The sequence below is a fragment of the Kitasatospora sp. NPDC050463 genome (assembly GCF_040655255.1).
In the GTDB taxonomy this organism is placed as follows: Bacteria; Actinomycetota; Actinomycetes; order Streptomycetales; family Streptomycetaceae; genus Kitasatospora.
Map to the genome: position 1 here is coordinate 26,309 of NZ_JBFAJO010000005.1, position 24,222 is coordinate 50,530.

At 71.0% G+C, this 24,222-nt stretch carries 19 protein-coding genes; 15 read left to right on the forward strand and 4 right to left on the reverse strand.

Features of this window, described 5'->3' with window-relative positions; genetic code table 11:
- Positions 1 to 310: 310 nt before the first annotated feature.
- The gene (locus AB0J08_RS04840) at positions 311 to 826 is read left to right on the forward strand and encodes an SRPBCC family protein (protein WP_360626936.1); all 516 of its coding nucleotides are present in this window, start codon (positions 311 to 313) and stop codon (positions 824 to 826) included.
- A gap of 51 nt (positions 827 to 877) precedes the next feature.
- Here AB0J08_RS04840 and AB0J08_RS04845 read toward each other — a convergent pair whose 3' ends face one another.
- Positions 878 to 1,855 carry a glycosyl hydrolase family 18 protein gene (locus tag AB0J08_RS04845; protein ID WP_360626939.1) on the reverse strand — a complete coding sequence of 326 codons (978 nt, stop codon included), beginning with the start codon at positions 1,853 to 1,855 and terminating at the stop codon, positions 878 to 880.
- Positions 1,856 to 2,110: 255 nt separating this feature from the next.
- On the opposite strand from AB0J08_RS04845, the gene metH reads away from it, so the two are divergent.
- From metH to AB0J08_RS04860, 3 genes are all read left to right on the forward strand, one after another.
- Entirely contained in the window at positions 2,111 to 5,614 is a 3,504-nt protein-coding gene (metH, locus tag AB0J08_RS04850; RefSeq protein ID WP_360626942.1) for a methionine synthase, read from the forward strand.
- 143 nt (positions 5,615 to 5,757) lie between these two features.
- Positions 5,758 to 6,462 (forward strand): HAD family phosphatase, encoded by a 705-nt coding sequence (locus tag AB0J08_RS04855; protein ID WP_360626945.1) that lies wholly within the window; start codon positions 5,758 to 5,760, stop codon positions 6,460 to 6,462.
- Positions 6,463 to 6,818: 356 nt separating this feature from the next.
- Positions 6,819 to 8,432, forward strand: a complete 1,614-nt coding sequence (locus AB0J08_RS04860) for an ABC transporter substrate-binding protein (RefSeq protein WP_360626948.1) — start codon at positions 6,819 to 6,821, stop codon at positions 8,430 to 8,432.
- A 98-nt stretch (positions 8,433 to 8,530) separates the two neighbouring features.
- Here the strand turns inward: AB0J08_RS04860 and AB0J08_RS04865 are convergent, their stop codons facing one another.
- Positions 8,531 to 9,202 carry a response regulator transcription factor gene (locus tag AB0J08_RS04865; protein WP_329486940.1) on the reverse strand — a complete coding sequence of 224 codons (672 nt, stop codon included), beginning with the start codon at positions 9,200 to 9,202 and terminating at the stop codon, positions 8,531 to 8,533.
- The gene (locus AB0J08_RS04870) at positions 9,203 to 10,126 is read right to left on the reverse strand and encodes a RecB family exonuclease (protein ID WP_360626951.1); all 924 of its coding nucleotides are present in this window, start codon (positions 10,124 to 10,126) and stop codon (positions 9,203 to 9,205) included.
- 165 nt (positions 10,127 to 10,291) lie between these two features.
- Here AB0J08_RS04870 and AB0J08_RS04875 point away from each other — a divergent pair, with 165 nt between their 5' ends.
- The 3 genes from AB0J08_RS04875 to AB0J08_RS04885 all read left to right on the forward strand — a co-directional run bounded on the left by AB0J08_RS04875 (position 10,292) and on the right by AB0J08_RS04885 (position 13,273).
- Positions 10,292 to 11,512 carry a site-2 protease family protein gene (locus AB0J08_RS04875; RefSeq protein WP_360626954.1) on the forward strand — a complete coding sequence of 407 codons (1,221 nt, stop codon included), beginning with the start codon at positions 10,292 to 10,294 and terminating at the stop codon, positions 11,510 to 11,512.
- A 45-nt stretch (positions 11,513 to 11,557) separates the two neighbouring features.
- On the forward strand, positions 11,558 to 12,526 hold the full coding sequence (locus tag AB0J08_RS04880) for a tRNA (adenine-N1)-methyltransferase (RefSeq protein ID WP_360626957.1): 969 nt from the start codon (positions 11,558 to 11,560) through the stop codon (positions 12,524 to 12,526).
- 141 nt (positions 12,527 to 12,667) lie between these two features.
- Positions 12,668 to 13,273 carry a hypothetical protein gene (locus AB0J08_RS04885; protein WP_360626960.1) on the forward strand — a complete coding sequence of 202 codons (606 nt, stop codon included), beginning with the start codon at positions 12,668 to 12,670 and terminating at the stop codon, positions 13,271 to 13,273.
- A gap of 296 nt (positions 13,274 to 13,569) precedes the next feature.
- On the opposite strand, the gene AB0J08_RS04890 is transcribed toward AB0J08_RS04885, so the two are convergent.
- Positions 13,570 to 13,872, reverse strand: a complete 303-nt coding sequence (locus AB0J08_RS04890; RefSeq protein WP_360626963.1) for a ferredoxin — start codon at positions 13,870 to 13,872, stop codon at positions 13,570 to 13,572.
- Positions 13,873 to 14,157: 285 nt separating this feature from the next.
- Here AB0J08_RS04890 and arc point away from each other — a divergent pair, with 285 nt between their 5' ends.
- The 8 genes from arc (at position 14,158) to AB0J08_RS04930 (ending at position 24,162) form a co-directional block, all read left to right on the forward strand.
- Positions 14,158 to 15,924 carry a proteasome ATPase gene (gene arc, locus AB0J08_RS04895; protein WP_360626966.1) on the forward strand — a complete coding sequence of 589 codons (1,767 nt, stop codon included), beginning with the start codon at positions 14,158 to 14,160 and terminating at the stop codon, positions 15,922 to 15,924.
- 229 nt (positions 15,925 to 16,153) lie between these two features.
- A complete protein-coding gene (gene dop, locus AB0J08_RS04900) occupies positions 16,154 to 17,665 on the forward strand; it encodes a depupylase/deamidase Dop (RefSeq protein ID WP_360626969.1) in 1,512 nt (503 codons plus the stop codon).
- A 172-nt stretch (positions 17,666 to 17,837) separates the two neighbouring features.
- Positions 17,838 to 18,056, forward strand: coding sequence for a ubiquitin-like protein Pup (locus AB0J08_RS04905; RefSeq protein ID WP_360626972.1), 219 nt, complete (start codon positions 17,838 to 17,840; stop codon positions 18,054 to 18,056).
- 160 nt (positions 18,057 to 18,216) lie between these two features.
- Positions 18,217 to 19,059, forward strand: a complete 843-nt coding sequence (gene prcB, locus AB0J08_RS04910) for a proteasome subunit beta (protein ID WP_360626975.1) — start codon at positions 18,217 to 18,219, stop codon at positions 19,057 to 19,059.
- 30 nt (positions 19,060 to 19,089) lie between these two features.
- Positions 19,090 to 19,875, forward strand: coding sequence for a proteasome subunit alpha (gene prcA / locus AB0J08_RS04915; protein WP_360626978.1), 786 nt, complete (start codon positions 19,090 to 19,092; stop codon positions 19,873 to 19,875).
- A 270-nt stretch (positions 19,876 to 20,145) separates the two neighbouring features.
- Positions 20,146 to 21,507 carry a Pup--protein ligase gene (gene pafA / locus AB0J08_RS04920; protein ID WP_360626981.1) on the forward strand — a complete coding sequence of 454 codons (1,362 nt, stop codon included), beginning with the start codon at positions 20,146 to 20,148 and terminating at the stop codon, positions 21,505 to 21,507.
- 129 nt (positions 21,508 to 21,636) lie between these two features.
- Positions 21,637 to 22,623, forward strand: a complete 987-nt coding sequence (locus AB0J08_RS04925; RefSeq protein ID WP_360626984.1) for an FKBP-type peptidyl-prolyl cis-trans isomerase — start codon at positions 21,637 to 21,639, stop codon at positions 22,621 to 22,623.
- Between the two features lie 216 nt (positions 22,624 to 22,839).
- Complete coding sequence (locus tag AB0J08_RS04930) at positions 22,840 to 24,162, forward strand: FKBP-type peptidyl-prolyl cis-trans isomerase (RefSeq protein WP_360626987.1); 1,323 nt, start codon at positions 22,840 to 22,842, stop codon at positions 24,160 to 24,162.
- The last annotated feature ends 60 nt before the right edge of the window (positions 24,163 to 24,222 follow it).

Consider the following 24,222-nt stretch of genomic DNA (forward strand, 5'->3'; position numbering starts at 1 on the left):
CCGGGATCCAGCGGTTATCGCCGGGGCGGGTTCCGGCCGCCCGGAGCGGTGCCCCGACGAGGTGCGGGACGCGTCGGGGCACCTGGGGACGGGCGCGGCTCGGCGCCGCCCGGTCGCGGCGGTGACGGCCGGCAGGTGGCCGGCCGGTGACGACCACCCGGGCCTGCGGGGCGGCGGTCCGTACGGCCGCCTCGACCCATCGGGCACGGACCGCATCGGACCGGGGATGCACAGTGGTGCCGTGCCGGTGCGGCGGGGCGGCGCGATGATGGAGGAAGGGGCCGGACGGCGGGTGTGAGGAGCCGGGCGGATGACTGGACGGCGGTGGATCGGTGTCGGCGCGGTGATGGCCGCCGGGGCCGCGGCGGTGTTGGCGGTCCTGGCGGCGGGCCGGCGCCTGCCGGTGGAGCACGTGACCGAGGGCGGCCTGGAGCTGGCCCAGCCGCCGGGCGCGGTGTGGGAGGTCCTGACCGACGTCGACCTCTATCCGGCGTGGCGCCCGGGCCTGTCCCATGTCGAGCGGCTGCCGTCCGGGGCCGACGGCCGGCCGCGCTGGCGCGAGTACCACCGGCACGGCCACACCACCTACGAGGTGGTGGAGAGCGAGGCCCCGCACCGCCTGGTGACCGGTGTCGCAGATCCGGACCTCCCCTACGGCGGCACCTGGACGTTGGTGCTGACGCCGACCGGCGGGGGCTGCTCCCTGACGGTCACCGAGCGCGGTGAGGTGTACCGGCCGTTCCAGCGCGCCGTCTCGCACTACGTCCTGGGTGAGAACGCCACCGTCCGGCGCTACCTGGGCGCCCTCGCGCACCGGATGGCGTAGCCGGCCGGGTCTTCGCCGCGGCCCCGGCGGGCCGCCGCCGCGCGCCGCGGCTCAGCGCACCCAGCCGCGCCGGTAGTCGGTCCAGTTCTGCTCGGTGGCGGCGAAGTCGACGTACAGGCCGACGCCGAAGTTCTCCCGGTCGAGGTCGTGGCGGCCGAGACCGAGCCGGATGCCGCGGATGCCGGCGTCCACCGTCTCGGCGTGCCCCCAGTGGCCCCACTTGTCCTCCCAGTAGAACGGCAGGCCCATCAGCAGGTCCACGTCCTCCGGGGTGGCCTCCAGGGCCAGTTCGGTCTGGTAGGCGTTGTAGCCCCCGTAGAGCGACGCGGTCGGCATGCTGGAGTCGTAGGTCATCACCGCGATCTGGTCGACCCGGCGGGCGGTCTCGGCGAAGTACGCCTGGTCCCACCACTTGCCGTGGTCGGTCAGCGCGATGGCGACGGTGTGCTGGAAGGGCAGCGGGTCGATCTGGGGGGCGGCCACCGACAGCCGGGCGCCGCGGGCGGCGGTGACCGGGCGGACCTGGTCCAGCAGGGCGAGCCAGCCCCGGGAGCCCGGGCGGATCGGCTCCATGTCGAAGTGCACCCCGTCGAAGCCGAGGTCCAGCACCTGGCGGGCGGAGGCGGTCACCCGGTCCCGGGTGGGCGCGTCCTCCAGGTCCAGGGCGTCCTTCTCGGGCTTGACCTCGTCGCCCAGCCAGCTCTGCACCCGGATGCCGGGCACCGCCCGGTGCGCGGCCTCGACGAACCACCGGGCCCGGGTGTGGACGGCCGGCGGCAGGGAGCCGTCGTGCTCCAGCGGGCCGGTGTGGACGTACAGGTCGCGCACGCCCGTCCCGGCGAGCCGCCGGGCGAGGTCGGCGACGTCGGCGTCACTCTTCCGGCCGTCCACCCAGGCGTGGCCCAGCCAGACGGCGTCCTTGCCGCGGGTGCGGGCCTCAGGGGAGGGGTCTCCGGCGTACTGCAGTCGCAGGGCGAGTGCCGCCGAGCCGATCGGCAGCAGGGCGACGGCCAGGGCGACCAGCGTCACGGCAAGGGTCCTGCGCCACCGCGACCACCTCCGCCAGCGCGTTCGCAGGGCCCGTGGCGGGGCCGCCAGGACCCCTCCGACCTGTCGTATCCGTGCGCCGATCCCCGCCATGCAGTCGCTCTCCCCTCGCGGCCGAGTGCTCAGGATACGAAATGCTCCACCGGTGCACGCCATCGGCCGGATACGCTGGCCACGTGCGTGCCCGATTCAGCGGGCGCGCAAAGCCGACAGCCGTCGCACCCAGGGAGAAGCCCCATGGCCACTGCAGCCGACCCGTCCATCACTCAGCAGAGCCGCGCGAACGCTTTGCGTGAGTCGCTCGCCACCAGGGTGGTGGTGGCCGACGGGGCGATGGGAACCATGCTCCAGGCCCAGGACCCGAGTCTGGAGGACTTCCAGAACCTGGAAGGCTGCAACGAGGTCCTCAACGTCACCCGGCCCGACATCGTCCGCTCCGTCCACGACGCGTACTTCGCGGTGGGCGTGGACTGCGTGGAGACCAACACCTTCGGCGCCAACTTCTCGGCGCTCGGTGAGTACGACATCCCCGAGCGGATCTTCGAGCTGTCCGAGGCGGGCGCCCGGATCGCCCGCGAGGCCGCCGACTCCTTCGACGACGGCCGCACCCGCTGGGTGCTCGGCTCGATCGGTCCCGGCACCAAGCTGCCGACCCTCGGCCACGCCCCGTACGAGGTGCTGCGTGACGGCTTCCAGCTGAACGCGGCCGGCCTGATCGCCGGCGGCGCCGACGCGCTGCTGGTGGAGACCAGCCAGGACCTGCTGCAGACCAAGGCCGCGATCCTGGGCTCCAAGCGGGCGCTCGCCGAGGCCGGGCTGGACCTCCCGGTGCTCGTCCAGGTGACGGTCGAGACCACCGGCACCATGCTGCTCGGCTCGGAGATCGGCGCGGCGCTGACCGCGCTGGAGCCGCTGGGCGTCGACTACATCGGCCTGAACTGCGCCACCGGCCCGGCCGAGATGAGCGAGCACCTGCGCTACCTGGCCAAGAACGCGAAGATCGGCCTCTCCTGCATGCCGAACGCGGGCCTGCCGGTGCTGGGCAAGGACGGCGCGCACTACCCGCTGTCCCCGCAGGAGCTGGCCGAGGCGCACGACACCTTCACGCGCGAGTACGGCCTCTCGCTGGTGGGCGGCTGCTGCGGCACCACGCCCGAGCACCTGCGCCAGGTGGTCGAGCGCGTCCAGGGCCGTCCGGTCGCCGCGCGCGACCCGCGCCCGGAGCCCTCGGCGGCCTCGCTGTACCAGGCGGTGCCGTTCCGCCAGGACACCTCCTACCTGGCGATCGGCGAGCGCACCAACGCCAACGGTTCGAAGAAGTTCCGCGACTCGATGCTGGCCGGCGACTGGCAGGCCTGCGTGGAGATCGCCCGTGAGCAGATCCGGGACGGCTCCCACCTGCTGGACCTCTGTGTGGACTACGTCGGCCGCGACGGCGTCGCCGACATGAAGGAGATCGCCGGCCGGCTGGCCACCGCCTCCACCCTGCCGATCGTGCTGGACTCCACCGAGCCGGACGTGCTGCGGGCGGGCCTGGAGGCGCTCGGCGGCCGCGCGCTGCTCAACTCGGTCAACTACGAGGACGGCGACGGCCCGGACACCCGGTTCGGCCGGATCGCCTCGCTGGCCCGCGAGCACGGCGCCGGCCTGATCGCCCTCACCATCGACGAGGAGGGCCAGGCCCGTACCGCCGAGACCAAGGTCGCCATCGCGGAGCGGCTGATCGCCCAGCTCACCACCGAGTACGGCATCGACGAGGGCTCGATCCTGGTCGACTGCCTGGCCTTCACCCTGGGCACCGGCCAGGAGGAGTCCCGCCGGGACGGCATCGAGACCATCGAGGCGATCCGCGAGCTCAAGCGCCGCCACCCGGACGTGCAGACCACCCTGGGCCTGTCCAACATCTCCTTCGGGCTGAGCCCGGCCGCCCGGATGGTGATCAACTCGGTCTTCCTGAACGAGTGCGTCGAGGCGGGCCTGGACTCCGCGATCGTGCACGCCTCCAAGATCCTGCCGATGGCCCGGATCCCCGAGGACCAGCGCGAGGTCGCCCTCGACCTGGTCTACGACCGCCGCAGCGAGGGCTACGACCCGCTGCAGAAGCTCCTCCAGCTCTTCGAGGGCGTCTCCTCGACCTCGATGAAGGCGTCCAAGGCGGAGGAGCTGGCGGCGCTGCCGCTGGAGGAGCGCCTCCAGCGCCGGATCATCGACGGCGAACGCAACGGCCTGGAGGCCGACCTGGACGAGGCGCTGACGGAGCGTCCGGCGCTGGAGATCGTCAACAGCACGCTGCTGGCCGGGATGAAGGTGGTCGGCGAGCTGTTCGGCTCCGGCCAGATGCAGCTGCCGTTCGTGCTGCAGTCCGCCGAGGTGATGAAGACCGCGGTGGCCCACCTGGAGCCGCACATGGAGAAGTCCGACGACGAGGGCAAGGGCACCATCGTGCTGGCCACCGTCAAGGGCGACGTCCACGACATCGGCAAGAACCTGGTCGACATCATCCTGTCCAACAACGGCTACACGGTGGTCAACCTGGGCATCAAGCAGCCGGTCTCGGCGATCCTGGACGCCGCCCAGGAGCACCGGGCGGACGTGATCGGGATGTCCGGCCTGCTGGTGAAGTCCACCGTGATCATGAAGGAGAACCTGGAGGAGCTGAACCAGCGCAAGCTGGCGGCCGACTACCCGGTGATCCTCGGCGGCGCCGCGCTCACCCGCGCCTACGTCGAGCAGGACCTGCACGAGATCTACGAGGGCGAGGTCCGCTACGCCCGGGACGCCTTCGAGGGCCTGCGGCTGATGGACGCGCTGATCGCGGTCAAGCGCGGCGTGCCCGGGGCGACCCTGCCGGAGCTCAAGCAGCGCCGGCACGCCCGGGTGGAGGTCGAGGAGCCGGAGGAGGTCAACCTCGGCCAGATCCGCTCGGACGTCTCGGTGGACAACGCCGTGCCCGCCCCGCCGTTCTGGGGCGACCGGATCGTCAAGGGCATCCCGTTCGCCGACTACGCCTCCTGGCTGGACGAGGACGCGCTGTTCAAGGGGCAGTGGGGTCTGAAGGCCGCGCGCACCGGGGAGGGCCCCTCGTACGAGGAGCTGGTGGAGACCGAGGGCCGGCCGCGGCTGCGGATGTGGCTGGACCGGCTGCAGACCGAGGGCTGGCTGGAGCCCGCCGTGATCTACGGCTACTTCCCGGCCAACTCCAAGGGCGACGACCTGATCGTCTACAACGAGGACGGCTCCGAGCACACCCGCTTCACCTTCCCGCGCCAGCGGCGCGGACGGCGGCTGTGCCTGGCGGACTTCTTCCGCCCGGAGGAGTCGGGCGAGCGGGACGTGCTCGGCCTGCAGGTGGTGACCATGGGCAACCGGGTCTCCGAGGCCGCCAACGAGCTGTTCGCCAACAACTCCTACCGCGACTACCTGGAGCTGCACGGCCTCTCGGTGCAGCTGGCCGAGGCGCTGGCCGAGTTCTGGCACGCCCGGGTCCGCTTCGAGCTGGGCTTCTCGGGTGAGGACCCGCAGGACGTCAAGGACATGTTCGCGCTCAAGTACCGGGGTGCCCGCTTCTCGCTCGGCTACGGCGCCTGCCCGGAGCTGGAGGACCGCGCCAAGATCGCCGAGCTGCTGCGGCCCGAGCGGATCGGCGTGGTGCTGTCGGAGGAGTTCCAGCTGCACCCCGAGCAGTCCACGGACGCGATCGTGATCCACCACCCGGAGGCCAAGTACTTCAACGCGCGGTAACCCCCGCGTCGCGCACCGTTCGCTCCTTTCGTCCGGGCGGGGCGTATCCTGGATCATCCTGAACGGGCCGGTCCGCTCACCAGCGGGCCGGCCCGTGCCATCCCCAGGGGCGGTGCCCCGGGGCACGGACGGAAGGACCCGCCATGACGACCATCTCCACCGCCACCCGTACCCTCGACCACGGCGAGGGCCGGGGCCTGCAGGCGGTGCTGCTGGACATGGACGGGACACTGGTGGACACCGAGGACTTCTGGTGGCAGTCCGAGGCCTCGCTCTTCGCCGAGCTGGGCTACACGCTGGACGAGAACGACCGTGCCCACGTCGTCGGCGGCCCGATGAGCCGGGTGATCGACTACCTGCTGGCCGCCACCGGCGTGGACATCTCGCCGGCCGACCTGACCGTCCTGATCAACCAGCGCTTCGTGGACCTGCTGGGCGGTGGCGTGCCGCTCATGCCGGGCGCCGAGCGGCTGCTCAACACCCTTGCCGCGCACGGCGTTCCGGCCGCACTGGTGTCCGCCTCGCACCGGCACGTCATCGACATCGTGCTGCAGTCCCTGGGTGCCCACCACTTCGCCTTCACCCTCGCCGGGGACGAGGTGCCGCGCACCAAGCCGCACCCGGACCCGTACCTGGAGGCCGCGCGCCGACTGGGGGCGGAGCCGGGCCGTTGCGTGGTGGTGGAGGATGCGCCGACCGGCGTCCGCGCGGCGGAGGCGGCCGGCTGCCCGGTGATCGCGGTGCCGTCGGTGGCGCCGATCGAGCCGGCCCCCGGGCGGCTGGTGCTGCCCTCACTGGAGCACGTCGATCTTGAACTGCTCCGCTCGCTGATCGCCTCGCGAGTGTGATTGTCGTCTCATTGCGGAGAGCTGGTACCGACCGGTACATGGGAGGTGCCGTCCGCTCACGGCAAGTCCCCGGGGAGAAATCGGGCATTGCCTGACAACTCGTCCGACCGTGGCGCTCGCGCCGTCCCCTCGTGTCCCAACTGTCACCTGTACGGGTATCGGTGGGGTGTGTTCGATATGGCACGCTACTCCAGTTCGTTCCCCACCCCCGAGCCCTGCCATCGCCGCTGACGGGCAACCCCGTCCTGCCCGCGGTCGCACGGCGCCCGGTCCGTGCGCGACCTCCGCGATCCCGGAGGACCAACCGAGCGCGGGCCGCCGGCCACCGGCCGGACCGCACCCGAAGGACGCGACCCGTGAAGACTTCAGCTGAACGACTGGCAGTTCTCGGCTGCGCCGGCCTGGTGGCCGTCTCGGTGGCCGGCTGCGGCTCGGTCACCGACGCCGTCAAGGGGGACGGCGACAAGGCGATCACGATGGGCACCACCTCGGTCACCAACGTGCTGGACCCGGCCGGGGCGTACGACGCAGGCTCCTGGCTGCTGCTGCGCAACACCTTCCAGTCGCTGCTGGCCTACCCGGCCGCCTCCAGCACCCCCGGCCCGGACGCCGCGCAGTCCTGCGAGTTCACCGCGGGCGAGGCCACCCAGTACCACTGCACGCTCAAGGGCGGCCTGAAGTTCTCCAACGGCCACGCGCTCACCGCCGCCGACGTCGTCCACTCCATCGAGCGGACGAAGAAGATCGCCGACCCGAGCGGCCCGTCGGGCCTGCTGGAGTCGATCAAGTCGGTCGAGGCCAAGGGCGACAACGAGGTGTTCTTCCACCTCTCCGCGCCCGACGCGACGCTCCCGGCGAAGCTCGCCGGCCCGGCCGGCGCCATCGTCGACCAGGAGGTCTTCCCGGCCGACAAGCTGCTGTCCAACGACAAGCTGGTCGGCTCCGGCCCGTACAAGATCGACTCGATCGAGACCACGGCCGTCGAGGGCGGCGCCAAGGTCCCCGGCAAGATCGTGCTCTCCCCCAACGACAAGTACACCGGCGACGCCAAGCTGCGGAACAAGAAGTTCACCCTCCGCTACTTCGACAAGCCGGCCGAGCTGAAGGCCGCGCTCGACAAGGGCGACATCGACCTGGCCGACAACAGCCTGGACCCCAACACGGCGGCCCAGGTCCTGGCCGACCAGCAGGGCGGCAAGAGCGACCTCCAGGTCGTCGAGGGCGACAGCAACGACACCCGCTACCTGGTCTTCAACACCAAGGACGCGACCGGCGGCAACGTCGCCGTCCGGCAGGCCGCCGCCCAGCTGATCGACCGCAAGTCGCTCGCCCGCGACGTCTTCGCGCGCACGGTCCAGCCGCTCTACTCGATGGTCCCGGCCGGTGTCGCCGGCCACAACACCGCCTTCTTCGACCGGTACGGCGACCAGGACGTCACCAAGGCCAAGGCGATCCTGACCGCGGCCAAGGTCCAGATGCCGGTCAAGCTGAACCTCACCTGGTCGCGCTCGCGCGCCCAGGGCGCCGAGGCCGACGCGCTGAAGAAGCAGCTGGAGGCCGGCGGCGTGTTCCAGGTGACCGTCCAGCATGAGGCGGACTGGGACGTCTACAAGAAGGGCTGGGTCGAGGGCAAGTACCAGGCCTACACCATCGGCTGGTTCGCCGACTACCCGGACGCGGACAACTACGTCGCACCGCTGATCGTCGACGGCGGGGCCTACCACCACGGCTGGGACGACCCGCGGATCAGCCAGAAGCTGGTGCCCGAGAGCCTCAAGCAGGCCGACCGCGCGGCCGCCGCCGCCACCTACGCGCAGATCCAGGGCATCGTCGCCGAGAACGTGCCGCTGATCCCGCTGTTCCAGAACAAGGCCTTCTTCGCCTCGCGTTCGAACATCACCGGCGTGGAGTCGACCGTCGACACCACCGGCTTCTTCCGCTTCTGGGAGATCGGCCGGCTCGGCAAGTAACCCGGGCGACCGGGCGACCCTCAGCACGGTGGCCCGTCCGCTTCCCCAGGGTGCAAGGGGAGCGGACGGGCCACCGTCACATCACGGCCCGGCCGGGCTCAGAGCGCGCCGGGGCGCACCAGCCCGCTCTCGTACGCGTACACCGCCGCCTGGACCCGGTCCCGCAGCTGAAGCTTGGTCAGCACATGGCCGACGTGCGTCTTCACCGTGGTCTCGCTGACGAACAGCTCCGCCGCGATCTCCGCGTTGGACAGGCCCCGCGCCACCAGCTTCAGCACCTCCAGCTCACGCTCGGTCAGCGCGTTGAGCGCCTGCGGCGGCGCCTCCTCGCCCGAGGGCAGCTTGGTGGCGTACATGTCCAGCAGCCGCCGGGTGATGCTCGGCGCCAGCATCGCCGCGCCGTCCGCGACCACCCGGATCGCCTGCACCAGCTCCTCGGCCGGCACGTCCTTCAGCAGGAAGCCGCTGGCGCCCGCGCGCAGCGCCTCCACCACGTACTCGTCCAGGTCGAAGGTGGTCAGCACGAGGACCTTCGCCGGGCCGTCCCGACCCGGGCCGGCGATCCGGCGGGTCGCCTCCACGCCGTCCATCCGGGGCATCCGGATGTCCATCAGCACCACGTCGGGCTGCAGCGCCCGGACCTGGTCCAGCGCCTGCTGGCCGTCGCCGGCCTCGCCGACCACGACCAGGTCGGCCTCGGCCTCCAGGATCATCCGGAAACCGGTGCGAAGCAGCGGCTGGTCGTCGACCAGCAGCACTCGGATCGTCACCTAGGACTCCTTGCTCATCGGATCCCCCGTGGGATCGTCCTCGTCAGACGTACGGGCCTGTGCCGGCACCGGCACCGGCAGCGGGTACGGCGGGGGAGTGCCGCCGAACTCCGGGCAGCTGGCCTGGTGGTCGCACCAGTCGCAGAGCCGGTTGCGGGTCGCGGGGAAGTCTCCGGTGGCCACCGCCTCCGAGATCCGCTCCCAGAGCGCCTGCAGCTTGCGTTCCACCGCGAGCAGGTCCGCCTCGTCCGGGTCGTAGCTGACCACGTCCCCGCCCCCGCCGAGGTAGACCAGTTGCAGCCGCTTGGGGACCACACCCTTCCACCGCCACACCACCAGCGCGTAGAACTTCATCTGGAACATCGCCTTGCCCTCGAAGTCCCGCGAGGGCGCCCGGCCGGTCTTGTAGTCCACCAGCCGCACCTCGCCCGTGGGCGCGACGTCGACCCGGTCGATGTAGCCGCGCAGCAGCAGCCCCGACTCCAGGGCCGTCTCCACGTACAGCTCCCGCTCCACCGGGTGCAGCCGGGTCGGGTCCTCCAACCGGAACCAGCGCTCGACGAGCTTCTCGGCGTCCGCCAGCCAGCGGGTCAGCGCCGCGCCGTCCGGGTCCTCCGGGAACAGCGAGACCAGCTCCGGGCGCTCGCCCAGCAGCCGCTCCCACTGGGGCCGCAGCAGGCCCAGCGCCCGCTCCGGCGTCCGCTCGACCGCCGGGCTGTCGAACAGCCGCTCCAGCACCGCGTGCACCAGCGTGCCCCTGGTCGCCGCCGCGCTCGGCGGCTCCGGCAGCTTGTCGATCACCCGCAGCCGGTACAGCAGCGGGCAGGTCAGGAAGTCCCCCGCGCGGGACGGGGACAGGCCGCTCGGCGGCGCGGGGGGACGCGCCGTGGCCGCGACGGCGCTGCTGGTGTCGGTCTGCTGCATACCCCGACCCTATTGCCCTGAGCTGTCATCCCGCTGCCACGGTGCTGCCACTGCGCCCTCCCAGTGGGTATGAAGCAGGCGAGAGGGGCGCGCGACGGTACGCGGCCCCGATCACGTAGCGTGGGCGCACGGTGCACGACGGGGGAACCGACCGAAGGGATCACGGTGAGCGACAGCAGGGGTCGACAGACCTCCGACCAGCCACCGCAGGACGGCGGCGCCCGGCCCGGCCCCCACCCGCCCGAGGAGCCGGAGCGGCGGGGCGGCATCCTGATGGGCCGGCCCTTCGGTGTGCCGGTCTACGTCACCCCCTCCTGGTTCGTCATCGCCGCGCTGATCACCTGGGTCTTCGGCGGCCAACTGGACCACGTCCTGCCCGGGCTCGGCGCCACCCGCTACGTGGTCGCGTTCTTCTTCGCCGTGGCCTTCTACGGCTCCGTCCTGATCCACGAACTCGCCCACACCGTGGTCGCGCTCCGCTACCGGCTCGGGGTCCGCCGCATCCGGCTGCAGTTCCTCGGCGGCGTCTCCGAGATCGAGAAGGAGGCCGAGAGCCCCTGGCGGGAGTTCTGGCTGGCCTTCGTCGGCCCACTGCTCTCGCTGCTGCTCGGCGGCGTCTTCTACCTCGGCGTCCAGGCGGTCGAGCTCTCCAGCGTCCCCGGAGTGCTGCTCACCGGCCTGATGGTCTCCAACCTCGTCGTCGCCGCCTTCAACCTGCTGCCCGGCCTCCCGCTGGACGGCGGGCGGATGCTGCGCGCCGTCGTCTGGGCCGTCACCGGGCGGCCGATGACCGGCACCGTCGCCGCGGCCTGGGCCGGCCGCGTGCTGGCCGTCGCCGTCCTGATCGGCCTGCCGCTGCTCGGCGCCGCCCGCGGCGTCGAGCGCACCACCACCGACACCATGGTCGACGCCGTGCTGGCCGCCGTCCTCGCCGTGATCATCTGGAACGGCGCCGGCGCCGGCGTGCAGCAGGCCCGGCTCAAGGAGGTCCTGCCCGACCTGCGGCTGCGCGACGTCGTCCGCCGGGTCGTCGAGGTCACCTCCGACACCCCGCTCGGCGAGGCACTGCGCCGCGTCCGCGAGGAGCAGGCCGGCGCCCTCGTCGTGATCGACGGCCGCGGCGACCCGATCGCCCTGGTCCGCGAGTCCCAGGTCCGCGAGGTCCCCGAGCACCGCCGCCCCTGGGTCGCCGTCGGCGCGCTGGCCCGCGACCTCGAACCGGGCCTGAGACTGCCCGCCGAACTCGCCGGCGAGGACCTGCTGCGCGCCGTCCGCGCCAACCCGGCCACCGAGTACCTGGTCGTGGAGTCCGACGGCCGGGTCTACGGCGTCGCCACGCTCAGCGACATCGAGCAGCGGCTGACCGCCGCCATCGCCGGCCGGTGATCATCGTGGTCGGGCGGAGCGCCTGCTTCCCTTAGGATTGTCCGCATGTCCGAACCGACCGGTGCCACCCGCCGACGCGGGCCCTTCCAGGTCGGGGACCAGGTCCAGCTGACCGACCCGAAGGGCCGCCACTACACGTTCACGCTCCAGGCCGGGAACCAGTTCCACACCCACAAGGGTGCGTTCCCGCACGACGAGCTGATCGGCGCCCCCGAGGGCACGGTCGTGCGCACCACGGGGAACGTCCCGTACCTCGCGCTGCGCCCCCTGCTCCCCGACTACGTCCTGTCCATGCCGCGCGGCGCCGCCGTGATCTACCCCAAGGACGCGGGGCAGATCCTGGCCATGGCCGACATCTTCGCCGGCGCCCGCGTCGTCGAGGCCGGCGTCGGCTCCGGCGCGCTCTCCACCTACCTGCTGCGCGCCGTCGGCGACACCGGCATGCTGGCCTCCTACGAGCGCCGGCAGGACTTCGCCGACATCGCCCAGAGCAACGTCGAGCGCTACTTCGGCGGGCCCCACCCGGCGTGGAAGCTCACCGTCGGCGACCTCCAGGACAACCTGGTCGAGTCCGACGTCGACCGCGTCATCCTCGACATGCTGGCCCCCTGGGAGTGCCTGGACGTCGCCTCCAAGGCGCTCGTCCCCGGCGGCCTCATCTGCTGCTACGTGGCCACCACCACGCAGATGTCGAAGACCGTCGAGGCGCTGCGCGAGCACGGCACCTTCACCGAGCCGCAGGCCTGGGAGACCATGGTCCGCACCTGGCACCTGGAGGGCCTCGCCGTCCGCCCGGACCACCGGATGATCGGGCACACCGGCTTCCTGCTCACCTCCCGCCGCCTCGCCGACGGTGTCGAGCCGCCGCTGCGCCGCCGCCGCCCGGCCAAGGGCGCGTACGGCGAGGACTACGACAACGGCTCGGCCGAGCCGAGCCTGCAGGAGCGCGCCGCCGCCCGGGCCGCCGCCCGTTCCGGCGAGACCGACCAGCCGGAGCAGTCGGACCTCGGCTGACCGTACGTCCGCGAGGGGTGGTACGACGGGCTCCACGCCCGCGTACCACCCCTTCGTGCTACCTCCGCACCCGGGCCGACTCCCGGTCACCCCGGTGTGGGACGATGCTCGCTCACACCGACCCACTGGAGGGGACGCCTGGTGGAGACCGCGGTCACGGCGACGGTTGAGCAGCAGACACCGCAGGCCCGCAGCGGGCCCGGACACGCCCGATCGGCCCCCCGGCACTGGGCCCTGGCGATCGGCGGCTGCGCCGCCGTGGTGGCCACCGTGCTCGCCGCGGACCCGGCCACCGGCACGCCGAAGCCCGCCCGCCCCACCGCCAAGGCCCTCCCGGCCGCCGCCGCACCCGATCCGGCCAAGGCCGAACTCCCGCTGGACTGCGGCCCGTTCCCGGTCAGGATATCCGTCAGCTTCGCCGCCGACCTCGGCGACGGCCGACCCGGCACCGTCGCCGCCGCGCACTGCGCGGCCGAGAACGGCACCCCGCCGGACGCCGTCTACCTGCTCGGCCCCGGCACCGACGGCCGGCCCGCCGTTCTGGCCACCCTGCTCTCCGAGCGCGAGAACCTCACCGTCGGCCGGCTCGGCCTGCGCAGCGACGGCGTCATCACCGGCCACGCGCAGGGGTACTCCAGCGACGACGTGCCGCGGTTCAGCCCGGACATCTCACTGGACCTCACCTGGACGCGCAAGGGCGGCGGCTGGGACCGCTCCCAGACCGCCGCCCCACTGGCACAGGCCTGACTGTGTTTTCGCCCGCTCGCCGCCGGGCCGCTTGATCCGGTGCCGACGGTCGGCGCTCCGTCGCTCCTGCGTCGCTCCGTCGCTTCTCGCTTTCGGCACCGGCGCGGCCCTTTGGCTCGGGGCGGGTTTTCGCCCGCTCGCCGCCGGGCCGCTTGATCCGGTGCCGACGGTCGGCGCTCCAACGCCCCTCGTCCCTCGGGGCGTCCTCGCCTTCTCGCTTTCGGCACCGGCGCGGCCCTTCGGCTCGGGGCGGGGTTGTCGCCCGCCCGCCGCCGGGCCCGTGCGGCCGGGGTGGGTTACTCGGCGTCCGGGCCGTAGACCTCGGCCCGGTCGGAGACCCGGCGCACGTGGATGCAGTCGCCCGGGCAGTCCTTCACCGAGTCCACCACGTCCTGAAGCAGCGTCAGCGGCACCGGCACGGTCTCGCCCGGCTGTTGGCGCAGCTCGTCGTCCGAGCCCTTCACGTAGGCGAGGCCGTCGATGTCGAGTTCGAAGACCTCGGGCGCGTACTGCGCACAGATGCCGTCGCCGGTGCACAGATCCTGGTCGATCCACACCTCCAGCGCTTCGCCGGTCGTCGCCTCTTCGGTCACCGACATGGTCCCCTGCCGTTTCTGTCCCGGGTCGCCCCTTATTGGGAGGCAATCCCGCCATTCGTACAACGATCGGACCGCGACCGTCGGTCGCGATCGGATATCGACTCGTTCGACGATACATCTGGTCGGCTTTGGGTGGTGCGCGCTGGGTATCTCCTTAGCAGAGGGGAAGCACGCGAGGGCGAAGATCGGACACGCCCGTTCCATCTTTCTTGATCTAGGGGTTTACGGACCCCTGGTCCCAGGTAGGGTCTGGAAGCGTCCAGCTCCCCGGAGGAGGTGAGGACCGTGGCAGCCCACGATGACGACTACAACCGCAGCACCGGCAGGCCCGCTCGTGGTTCCGACGAGGCCGCTCAGGTCTCGTACCTTGAGCAGGAAATCGCCGTGCTGCGCCGCAAGCTCGCCGACTCGCCGCGCAATTCGAGAATCCTCGAAGAGCGGATCGTCGAGCTCCAGACCAACCTGGCCGGCGTGTCCGCCCAGAACGAACGGCTCGCCTCCACCCTGCGAGAGGCCCGCGACCAGATCGTGGCCCTCAAGGAGGAAGTGGACCGGCTGGCACAGCCCCCGGCCGGATTCGGCACCTTCCTCAGCCAGAACGAGGACGGCACCGCCGACATCTTCACCGGGGGCCGCAAGCTCCGCGTGAACGTCAGCCCCACCGTCGACCTCGACGAGCTGCGGCGCGGCCAGGAGGTGATGCTCAACGAGGCCCTCAACATCGTGGACGCGATGGCCTTCGAGCGCATCGGCGACATCGTCACCCTCAAGGAGGTCCTGGAGGACGGCGAGCGCGCCCTGGTCATCGGCCACACGGACGAGGAGCGGGTGGTGCGCCTCGCCGAACCGCTGCGCGAGCTCACCATCCGGGCGGGGGACGCTCTGCTGCTCGAACCCCGTTCGGGCTACGTCTACGAGGTCGTGCCGAAGTCCGAGGTCGAGGAGCTCGTCCTCGAAGAGGTCCCGGACATCGACTACCGCCAGATCGGCGGTCTCAGCAACCAGATCGAGCAGATCCGCGACGCGGTGGAGCTGCCCTACCTGCACGCCGAGCTCTTCAAGGAGTACGAGCTGCGCCCGCCCAAGGGCGTCCTGCTCTACGGCCCGCCCGGCTGCGGCAAGACGCTGATCGCCAAGGCGGTGGCCAACTCGCTCGCGAAGAAGGTCGCCGAGGTCACCGGCCGGCCGCAGGGCAAGAGCTACTTCCTCAACATCAAGGGCCCCGAGCTGCTCAACAAGTACGTCGGCGAGACCGAGCGGCAGATCCGCCTGGTCTTCCAGCGGGCCCGGGAGAAGGCGAGCGAGGGCACCCCCGTCATCGTCTTCTTCGACGAGATGGAGTCGCTCTTCCGCACCCGCGGCTCGGGCGTCAGCTCGGACGTCGAGAACACCATCGTCCCCCAGCTGCTCGCCGAGATCGACGGTGTCGAGGGCCTGGAGAACGTCATCGTCATCGGCGCCTCGAACCGCGAGGACATGATCGACCCGGCGATCCTGCGGCCCGGCCGCCTGGACGTCAAGATCAAGATCGAGCGCCCCGACGCCGAGGCCGCGAAGGACATCTTCTCCAAGTACCTCAAGGACTCGCTGCCGTTCCACCCGGACGACGTCAAGGAGCACGACGGCTCCGTCGAGGCGACGGTGGTGGCGATGATCCAGGCGGTCGTCGAGCGGATGTACACCGAGACCGAGGAGAACCGCTTCCTGGAGGTCACCTACGCCAACGGTGACAAGGAGGTCCTGTACTTCAAGGACTTCAACTCCGGCGCGATGATCCAGAACATCGTCGACCGTGCGAAGAAGATGGCCATCAAGGACTTCCTCGACCACGGTCAGCGCGGTCTGCGCGTCTCCCACCTGCTCGCCGCCTGCGTGGACGAGTTCAAGGAGAACGAGGACCTGCCCAACACCACCAACCCGGACGACTGGGCCCGGATCTCCGGCAAGAAGGGCGAGCGGATCGTCTTCATCCGCACGCTGGTCACCGGGAAGCAGGGCGCCGAGTCCGGCCGCTCGATCGACACCGTCGCCAACACCGGGCAGTACCTGTAACCGAACCACTCCGGGCCGCCGGCGGCGGCCCCCGGAACAGCACGCACCCCGTCCGGCTGTGGCGCCTCGCGGCCCCGCAGCCGGACGGCGCGTCTCGGGGCCCGCCTGTCGGTGCCGCGTTCTAGGCTCGACCCACCGTTCGCGGGCACACCGCCGGCGTCGGTGTTGTTCAGCGGTACGTCAGCGTGTCCCGCCCGTGGGGGGCGGCACACCGGGCAAGGAGGGCCGCATGACCGTACGGCGCGTGATGGGCATCGAGACCGAGTACGGAATCTCCGTACCCGGGCACCCCAACGCCAACGCCATGCTCACCTCGTCCCAGATCGTCAACGCGTACGCGGCGGCGATGCACCGGGCACGGCGGGCCCGTTGGGACTTCGAGGAGGAGAATCCGCTGCGCGACGCCCGGGGCTTCGACCTCGCGCGCGACGTCGCGGACGCCAGCCAGCTGACCGACGAGGACATCGGCCTCGCGAACATCATCCTCACCAACGGCGCGCGGTTCTACGTGGACCACGCGCACCCCGAGTACAGCTCGCCCGAGGTGACCAACCCGCGCGACGCCGTGCTCTGGGACAAGGCCGGCGAGCGGATCATGGCGGCCGCCGCCCAGCGCGCCCTGGAACTGCCCAACGGGCAGACCATCCACCTCTACAAGAACAACACCGACAACAAGGGCGCCTCCTACGGCACCCACGAGAACTACCTGATGAAGCGGGCGACGCCGTTCGCGGACATCGTCCGCCACCTCACCCCGTTCTTCGTCTCCCGCCAGGTGGTCACCGGCGCCGGCCGCGTCGGCATCGGCCAGGACGGCTCGGCGAACGGCTTCCAGATCAGCCAGCGCGCCGACTACTTCGAGGTCGAGGTCGGCCTGGAGACCACGCTCAAGCGCCCGATCATCAACACCCGGGACGAGCCGCACGCCGACGCCGAGAAGTACCGCCGGCTGCACGTGATCATCGGGGACGCCAACCTCTCCGAGATCTCCACCTACCTCAAGCTGGGCACCACCTCGCTGGTGCTGGCGATGATCGAGGACTCCTTCATCGCCTCCGACCTCGCCGTCGACCAGCCGGTGCGCACCCTGCACCGGGTCTCCCACGACCCGTCCCTGAAGCACCTGATCACGCTGCGCAACGGGCGCCGGCTCACCGCCGTCCAGCTCCAGCTGGAGTACTTCGAGCTGGCCCGCAAGTACGTCGAGGACCGCTTCGGCACCGACGCCGACGAGCAGACGGTGGACGTGCTGGCCCGCTGGGAGGACGTGCTGGGGCGGCTGGAGCGCGATCCGATGTCGCTTTCCCGGCAGCTGGACTGGATCGCCAAGCGGGAGATCCTGGAGGGTTACCGCAGCCGGGACGCACTGGAGTGGGACAACTCCCGGCTGCACCTGGTCGACCTGCAGTACAGCGACGTACGGCCCGAGAAGGGCCTGTACAACCGTCTGGTGGCCCGTGGCCGGTTCGAGCGGCTGCTGACCGACGAGGAGGTCGAGCGGGCCGTCTCCAAGCCGCCGGAGGACACCAGGGCCTATTTCCGCGGGCGCTGTCTGGAGCAGTACGCGGATCACGTGGCGGCCGCCTCCTGGGACTCGGTGATCTTCGACCTGCCCGGCCGCGACTCGCTCCAGCGGGTCCCCACGCTGGAGCCGCTGCGTGGCACCCGCAACCACGTCAAGGAGCTGCTGGACCGCTGCCGCACGGCGGAGGACCTGCTCCGGGTGCTCTCCGGCGGGTAACTTTTCGATCACCACGGGTGAACGTCCGCCGAATGGGAATCATCCGGGGTGACAGCGGGTGTTGGACAGGAAGCGCCACCGGCAAACCGGAAGCGGTAGTCGCGCCCTGTGTATAGGGTCGGTGCAGCAAGCAGCGACCAAACCGTGCCAGAGATCGAGCGGGGTGAGGGAAATGGCGAGCAAGGACACCGACGGCGGCCAGCAGCGGGCGAACCGCTCCTCCGAGGAGGTCGAGGAGCAGGCTGCGGAAGCGCAGAATTCCGACGACCTCAAGGAGCGCCAGGAAAAGCTGAGCGACGACGTCGACGCGGTTCTCGACGAAATCGACGAGGTCCTCGAGTCGAATGCCGAGGATTTTGTACGCCAGTTCGTGCAAAAGGGCGGCGAGTAGCCCCGTTCGGGCATTCAGGGAATTCACGGTCGCGACCGCCGAGGGCGGACGGGCGGCAGAGCCGCCCGTCCGCCCCGGTCCGGCCCACCGCGCATGGACGGTGATCGTCGGCGGGTAGGGTGCGGGCAGCGTGCGCTTCAAGCTACCTGGAAGGAATCGTGTGGAAGCCAACACTCGTGGCACCGGGCGTCTACCGGCTGCCTTCCTGACCCCGGGGTCCTCGTCGTTCCTCGACTTCCTGGCCGACCACCAGCCGGAGCTGATCCCCGGCCGCCGCGAGCTGCCCGCGGGGTCGGTCATCGAGGCCCCGCACGGGACGACGATCGTCGCGGCGGTGTTCGACGGCGGCGTGGTCATCGCCGGTGACCGCCGCGCCACCATGGGCAACGTGATCGCCCAGCGCGACATCGAGAAGGTCTTCCCGGCCGACGAGTACAGCGCGGTGGGCATCGCCGGCACCGCCGGGCTCGCGGTCGAGATGGTCCGGCTCTTCCAACTGGAGCTGGAGCACTACGAGAAGATCGAGGGTGCCGTGCTCTCGCTGGAGGGCAAGGCCAACCGCCTCACCACCATGATCCGGGGCAACCTCGGCATGGCGATGCAGGGTCTCGCGGTGGTCCCGCTCTTCGCCGGCTACGACCTCGATCTCGGCCGCGGCCGGATCTTCACCTACGACGTCACCGGCGGCCGCTCCGAGGAGCGCGGGTTCGCCTCCACCGGCTCCGGCTCGGTCTTCGCCCGCGGTTCGCTGAAGAAGCTCTACCGCGCGGACCTGACCGCCCAGCAGGCCTCCACCCTGGTCGTCCAGGCGCTCTACGACGCGGCCGACGACGACTCCGCCACCGGCGGTCCGGACCTCGCCCGGAAGATCTTCCCGATCGTCTCGCTGATCACCGAGGACGGCTTCCGCCGGCTCACCGAGGCCGAGGTCTCCGCGATCGCCGTCTCGATCACCGACGAGCGCCTCATCCACCCCAACGGCCCGCAGGCCCCGCTGATCTAGCCACACCTACCAAGGAAGGGACGACCGCCGGTGTCGACACCGTTCTACGTCTCGCCCCAGCAGGCCATGGCGGACCGCGCGGAGTACGCCCGCAAGGGCATCGCGCGCGGTCGCAGCGTGGTCGTGCTCACCTACGTCGACGGCATCGTCTTCGTCGCGGAGAACACCTCGCGGGCGCTCCACAAGGTCTCCGAGATCTACGACAAGATCGCCTTCGCGGCGGTCGGCCGCTACAACGAGTTCGAGAACCTGCGCATCGGCGGCGTCCGCTACGCCGACCTGCGCGGCTACTCCTACGATCGGGCCGACGTCACCGCCCGGGGCCTGGCCAACGTCTACGCCCAGACGCTCGGCACCATCTTCTCCTCGGTCGGCGAGAAGCCGTACGAGGTCGAGCTGATCGTGGCCGAGGTCGGCCGCACGCCGGACGAGGACCAGATCTACCGGCTCACGCCGGACGGATCGGTCGTCGACGAGAAGAACTACGTGGTGGTCGGCGGCAACGCCGACTCGATCGGCAACTACCTGGGCCAGCGCCACCGCAGCGGGCTGTCCCTGACCGACGCGATCAAGGTCGCGGTGGACTCCCTCGCCCGGGACCCAAACGGCGGCAGCCCGCGCACCCTGACGCCCGAGCAGCTGGAGGTGGCGGTCCTGGACCGCCAGCGCTTCCAGCAGCGCAAGTTCAAGCGCATCCTGGGCGGCCAGCTCGCCCGGCTGCTCGACGGCGACGAGACCGCCGAGACGGACGAGGACGAGAAGCCGGCGGCCGCCCCGCCGGCGGACCAGCAGGACCAGCCGGACCAGTCGGACTAGCAGTGCCCGTGGAGTCCCGTGCGGCGGTCGCCCGCCGTCGTACGGGACTCCCCTCGGAGGTCCTCCCAGAGAATGGATGCCTCGTGACTCCTCCCCAACGGTCGAGACCGCGGGGCTTCAAGCCGACCTGACGGCCGGCCCCGGACAAGCCCTGCCCGCTGCCGAAGCAGGGGATCAGCCCATGAGGCCAGCTGCGGCCCAGCGCCGCAGAGTTCAGGATCCCGATCCGCGCACCGGCCACAGCCGGTGATTCCTTCGAGAGAAGGTGCCATGGACCGCCGAATTTTCGGGCTGGAGAACGAGTACGGCGTCACCTGCACGTTCCGGGGCCAGCGACGGCTGTCACCGGACGAGGTGGCGCGCTACCTCTTCCGCCGCGTTGTCTCCTGGGGCCGCAGCAGCAACGTGTTCCTGCGCAACGGTGCCCGCCTCTACCTCGACGTGGGCTCCCACCCGGAGTACGCCACCCCCGAGTGCGACGACGTCGTCGAGCTGGTGACGCACGACAAGGCCGGCGAGCGCATCCTCGAGGGGCTCCTGGTGGACGCCGAGCGGCGGCTGCACGAGGAGGGCATCGCGGGGGACGTCTACCTGTTCAAGAACAACACCGACTCGGCCGGCAACTCCTACGGCTGCCACGAGAACTACCTGGTGGCCCGGCACGGCGAGTTCTCCCGGCTGGCCGACGTGCTGATCCCGTTCCTGGTGACCCGCCAGCTGATCTGCGGTGCCGGCAAGGTGCTGCAGACCCCGCGCGGCGCGGTGTTCTGCGTCAGCCAGCGCGCCGAGCACATCTGGGAGGGCGTCAGCTCCGCGACCACCCGCTCCCGCCCGATCATCAACACCCGCGACGAGCCGCACGCCGACGCCGAGCGCTACCGCCGGCTGCACGTCATCGTCGGCGACTCCAACATGTCCGAGACCACCACCCTGCTCAAGGTCGGCGCCACCGACCTGGTGCTCCGGCTGATCGAGGCCGGCGTGGTGATGCGCGACCTCACCCTGGAGAACCCGATCCGGGCGATCCGCGAGGTCAGCCACGACCTCACCGGCACCCACCAGGTCCGGCTCGCCAACGGCCGGGAGGCCAGCGCGCTGGACATCCAGGAGGAGTACTACAGCAAGGCGCTGGAGTTCGCCGACCGCAAGGGCATCAACACCGGCACCATCGCCCAGGTGCTGGACCTCTGGGGCCGCACCCTGGAGGCCGTCCGCAGCGAGCGGCTGGACGGGGTGGCCACCGAGATCGACTGGATCATGAAGTACAAGCTCATCGAGCGCTACCGCGAGAAGCACCAGATGAGCATGTCCAACCCCCGGGTGGCCCAGATCGACCTCGCGTACCACGACATCCACCGCCGGCGGGGCCTGTTCTACCTGCTCCAGGGCAAGGGCCAGGCGAAGCGGATGACCACCGACCTCAAGACCTTCGAGGCCAAGTCCGTCCCGCCGCAGACCACCCGGGCCCGGCTGCGCGGGGACTTCATCCGCCGGGCGCAGGAGCAGCGCCGGGACTTCACGGTCGACTGGGTGCACCTGAAGCTGAACGACCAGGCGCAGCGGACGGTGCTCTGCAAGGACCCGTTCCGCTCGGTGGACGAGCGGGTGGAGAAGCTGATCGCGGGGATGTGAGGTCGAGCGGTCCCGTTGTGATCTTTGCGGTGTCCGGCCCCGGCGGTGTCTACCGGGGCCGGACACCGTCGGGGAATACGCTGTCCGTCGAGTCCGGAGAACCGACTTTGACCGACAGTTAGGATCGCCGTGCGCCGCTCCGCCGGTTTGCTTCTCACCCTGCCCCTGCTGCTGGCGGTCGCCTGCAGCAGCTCCACCAAGGCGACCAGCCCGGCGACCCCCACGGTGTCCAGCGCGGCCCCCACCGTGCCGGCGCCGGTGAACGAGGCCGCGCCGATGCCGACCCTGTCGGGCGGCGGGTTCGGGAGCAAGGCCACCATCACCATCCCGGACGGGGCGCCCAGCGGTCAGTTCGTGGTGAACACCGTCAGTGAGGGCGACCGCTCCACGGTCAACAAGGGCGACTGGGTGACGGTGAACTACTCGGCCAAGGACTGGACGACCGGCAAGGACCTGCCCAGCTCCTACGACGAGGGCGGCAAGCCACAGCTGTACCAGGCGGGCAGCGGGCAACTGGTGCCCGCCTTCGACCAGAGCGTGATCGGCAAGAAGGTCGGCAGCCGGCTGCTGGTCGTGGCCCCGCCGGCCGCCGCGTTCGGCACCCAGGGCAACAGCCAGCTCGGGGTCGGCCCCGGCGACACGGTGGTGTTCGTGCTGGACATCATGGAGAGCCTGCCGCAGGACTCCACCCTCTCCGGCGCCATGACCCAGCCGCCGGCGAACCTCCCGCAGGTGAAGGACAACGGCAAGGCCGCGGTGACGATCACCGTCCCGCCCGGGCAGCCCGCGCCCACCGACCTCCAGCAGGCGGTGCTGATCAAGGGCGAGGGCAAGCCGGTGAAGTCCGGGCAGACCCTCGTCGTGCAGTACACCGGGGTGCTCTGGAGCAACGGCCAGCAGTTCGACTCGTCCTGGAGCCACGGTGGCGCGCAGGCACTGCAGATCGGCACCGGCAGCGTGATCGAGGGCTGGGACAAGGGCCTGGTCGGTCAGACCGTCGGCAGCCGGGTGGAGCTGGTGGTACCGCCTGCCCTCGGCTACAAGGACCAGGCGCAGGGCTCCGTCCCGCCGAACTCGACGCTGGTCTTCGTGATCGACATTCTCGAGGCGGTCTGAGGCGCCGAACCCTGTCAAGTGACGGGTGGGGTCCGTACGCTTGGGCGGGCGCTCGCACATGGAAGCGTCCGCCCTCATCCTGACCTGTCATACTGCCCTCGCACTGTGGTAGGCGCCGTCGGCGTCCGGGCTCCGGGCGGCAGTGCGACAGCACTCCGGCGCTCACCACGCCGGCCGTAGACCTCGAAGACCTCGTGGCGAGATGGATGGGGAGTCATGTCTGAGAAAGCGTCGAGCCCGGGCGGGGCCGGCACCGCGAACGGAAACTCCGCCGGTGACCCGGCCGACTCGCGGCCCGGTGGCCCGCTGCCCGGCGACGGCGAGTCGATCGTCGTACCGCCGTCGATCCTGAAGCACTCGCCGGGCTGGGCCCAGCCGGGTGAAGCCGGCCAGGCGAAGCGGAGCGCGGGCGGGACGAAGACCGACGAGACCCCGCAGATCTTCGCCTCGAACGTGCGCCGCCAGGACACCTCGGAGGCCGGGTACGACGAGAACCCGCCCGGTGTCGGCAGGCTCGGTGTGATCCTGGGCACCGTGCTGGCGGTGCTGCTGGTCGGCAGCGGGATCACGCTGTACGTCGTGAACCGCGACGGCGGCTCCAAGACGGACACCACGGCCAAGGCGGACGCCGCCAAGTCCGCGCCGCCGACGCCGTCCGCCGAGCCGGTGCCGCCGATCAAGGACAGCGCCAAGGTGCTGCCGACCATCACCGGCGAGTTCGGCAAGAAGGCCACCATCGAGGTGCCCGGCGAGCAGGCCGACGGCAGCTTCGTGGTGAAGGTCCTGTCCGAGGGCAGCGGCCCCAAGGTCGAGAAGAACTCCTGGACCTCGGTCGACTACACGGCCAAGGACTGGACGACCGGCAAGGACATCCCGAGCTCGTACGACGAGTCGGGCAAGCCGCAGATCTTCCAGGCCGGCACCGACGCGCTGATCCCGGCGCTCGACCAGGCCGTGGTCGGGAAGAAGGCCGGCAGCCGGGTGCTCGTGGTGGCCCCGCCGGCCGCCGCGTTCGGCGCCCAGGGCAACCCGAACATGTCGATCGGGGCCAAGGACAACCTGGTCTTCGTCATCGACATCCGCAACAGCAACGCGCCCGACGCCGTGGTCAGCGGCACCGTGACCCCGCCGCCCGCGGACTTCCCGCAGGTGAAGGACAACGGCAAGAAGCCGGCCGACATCACCCCGGTCCCCGGCGCCGCCGACCCGACCGAGCTGAAGTCCCACGTCCTGATCAAGGGCACCGGACCCAAGGTCGAGAAGGGCGAGAAGGTCGTCGTCCAGTACACCGGCGCGCTGTTCAAGGACGGCAAGGTCTTCGACTCCTCGCTGAGCAAGGGCCAGGCCTTCTCCTTCCCGGTCGGTGGCGGCCAGGTCATCGCGGGCTGGGACCAGGGTCTGGAGGGCCAGACCGTCGGCAGCCGGGTCGAGCTGGTCATCCCCGCCTCGCTGGGCTACAAGGACCAGGCGCAGGGCGACATCCCGGCCAACTCCACCCTGGTGTTCGTGGTCGATATTCTCGATGCGGGTCAGGGCTGATCCACTTTCGGGTGACAATGGTGGGTGTGTGACCTTCGGGACCGGCCGCGTGGCCGACCC

Excerpts from the sequence above, each read along its gene's own strand:
- AB0J08_RS04855 (WP_360626945.1), top strand. The coding sequence starts at position 5,758 with ATGACGACCATCTCCACCGCCACCCGTACCCTCGACCACGGCGAGGGC.
- pafA (WP_360626981.1), top strand. The coding sequence starts at position 20,146 with ATGGACCGCCGAATTTTCGGGCTGGAGAACGAGTACGGCGTCACCTGC.
- AB0J08_RS04905 (WP_360626972.1), top strand. The coding sequence starts at position 17,838 with ATGGCGAGCAAGGACACCGACGGCGGCCAGCAGCGGGCGAACCGCTCC.
- dop (WP_360626969.1), top strand. The coding sequence starts at position 16,154 with ATGACCGTACGGCGCGTGATGGGCATCGAGACCGAGTACGGAATCTCC.
- AB0J08_RS04870 (WP_360626951.1), bottom strand. The coding sequence starts at position 10,126 with ATGCAGCAGACCGACACCAGCAGCGCCGTCGCGGCCACGGCGCGTCCC.
- AB0J08_RS04890 (WP_360626963.1), bottom strand. The coding sequence starts at position 13,872 with ATGTCGGTGACCGAAGAGGCGACGACCGGCGAAGCGCTGGAGGTGTGG.
- AB0J08_RS04930 (WP_360626987.1), top strand. The coding sequence starts at position 22,840 with ATGTCTGAGAAAGCGTCGAGCCCGGGCGGGGCCGGCACCGCGAACGGA.
- AB0J08_RS04880 (WP_360626957.1), top strand. The coding sequence starts at position 11,558 with ATGTCCGAACCGACCGGTGCCACCCGCCGACGCGGGCCCTTCCAGGTC.
- AB0J08_RS04840 (WP_360626936.1), top strand. The coding sequence starts at position 311 with ATGACTGGACGGCGGTGGATCGGTGTCGGCGCGGTGATGGCCGCCGGG.
- metH (WP_360626942.1), top strand. The coding sequence starts at position 2,111 with ATGGCCACTGCAGCCGACCCGTCCATCACTCAGCAGAGCCGCGCGAAC.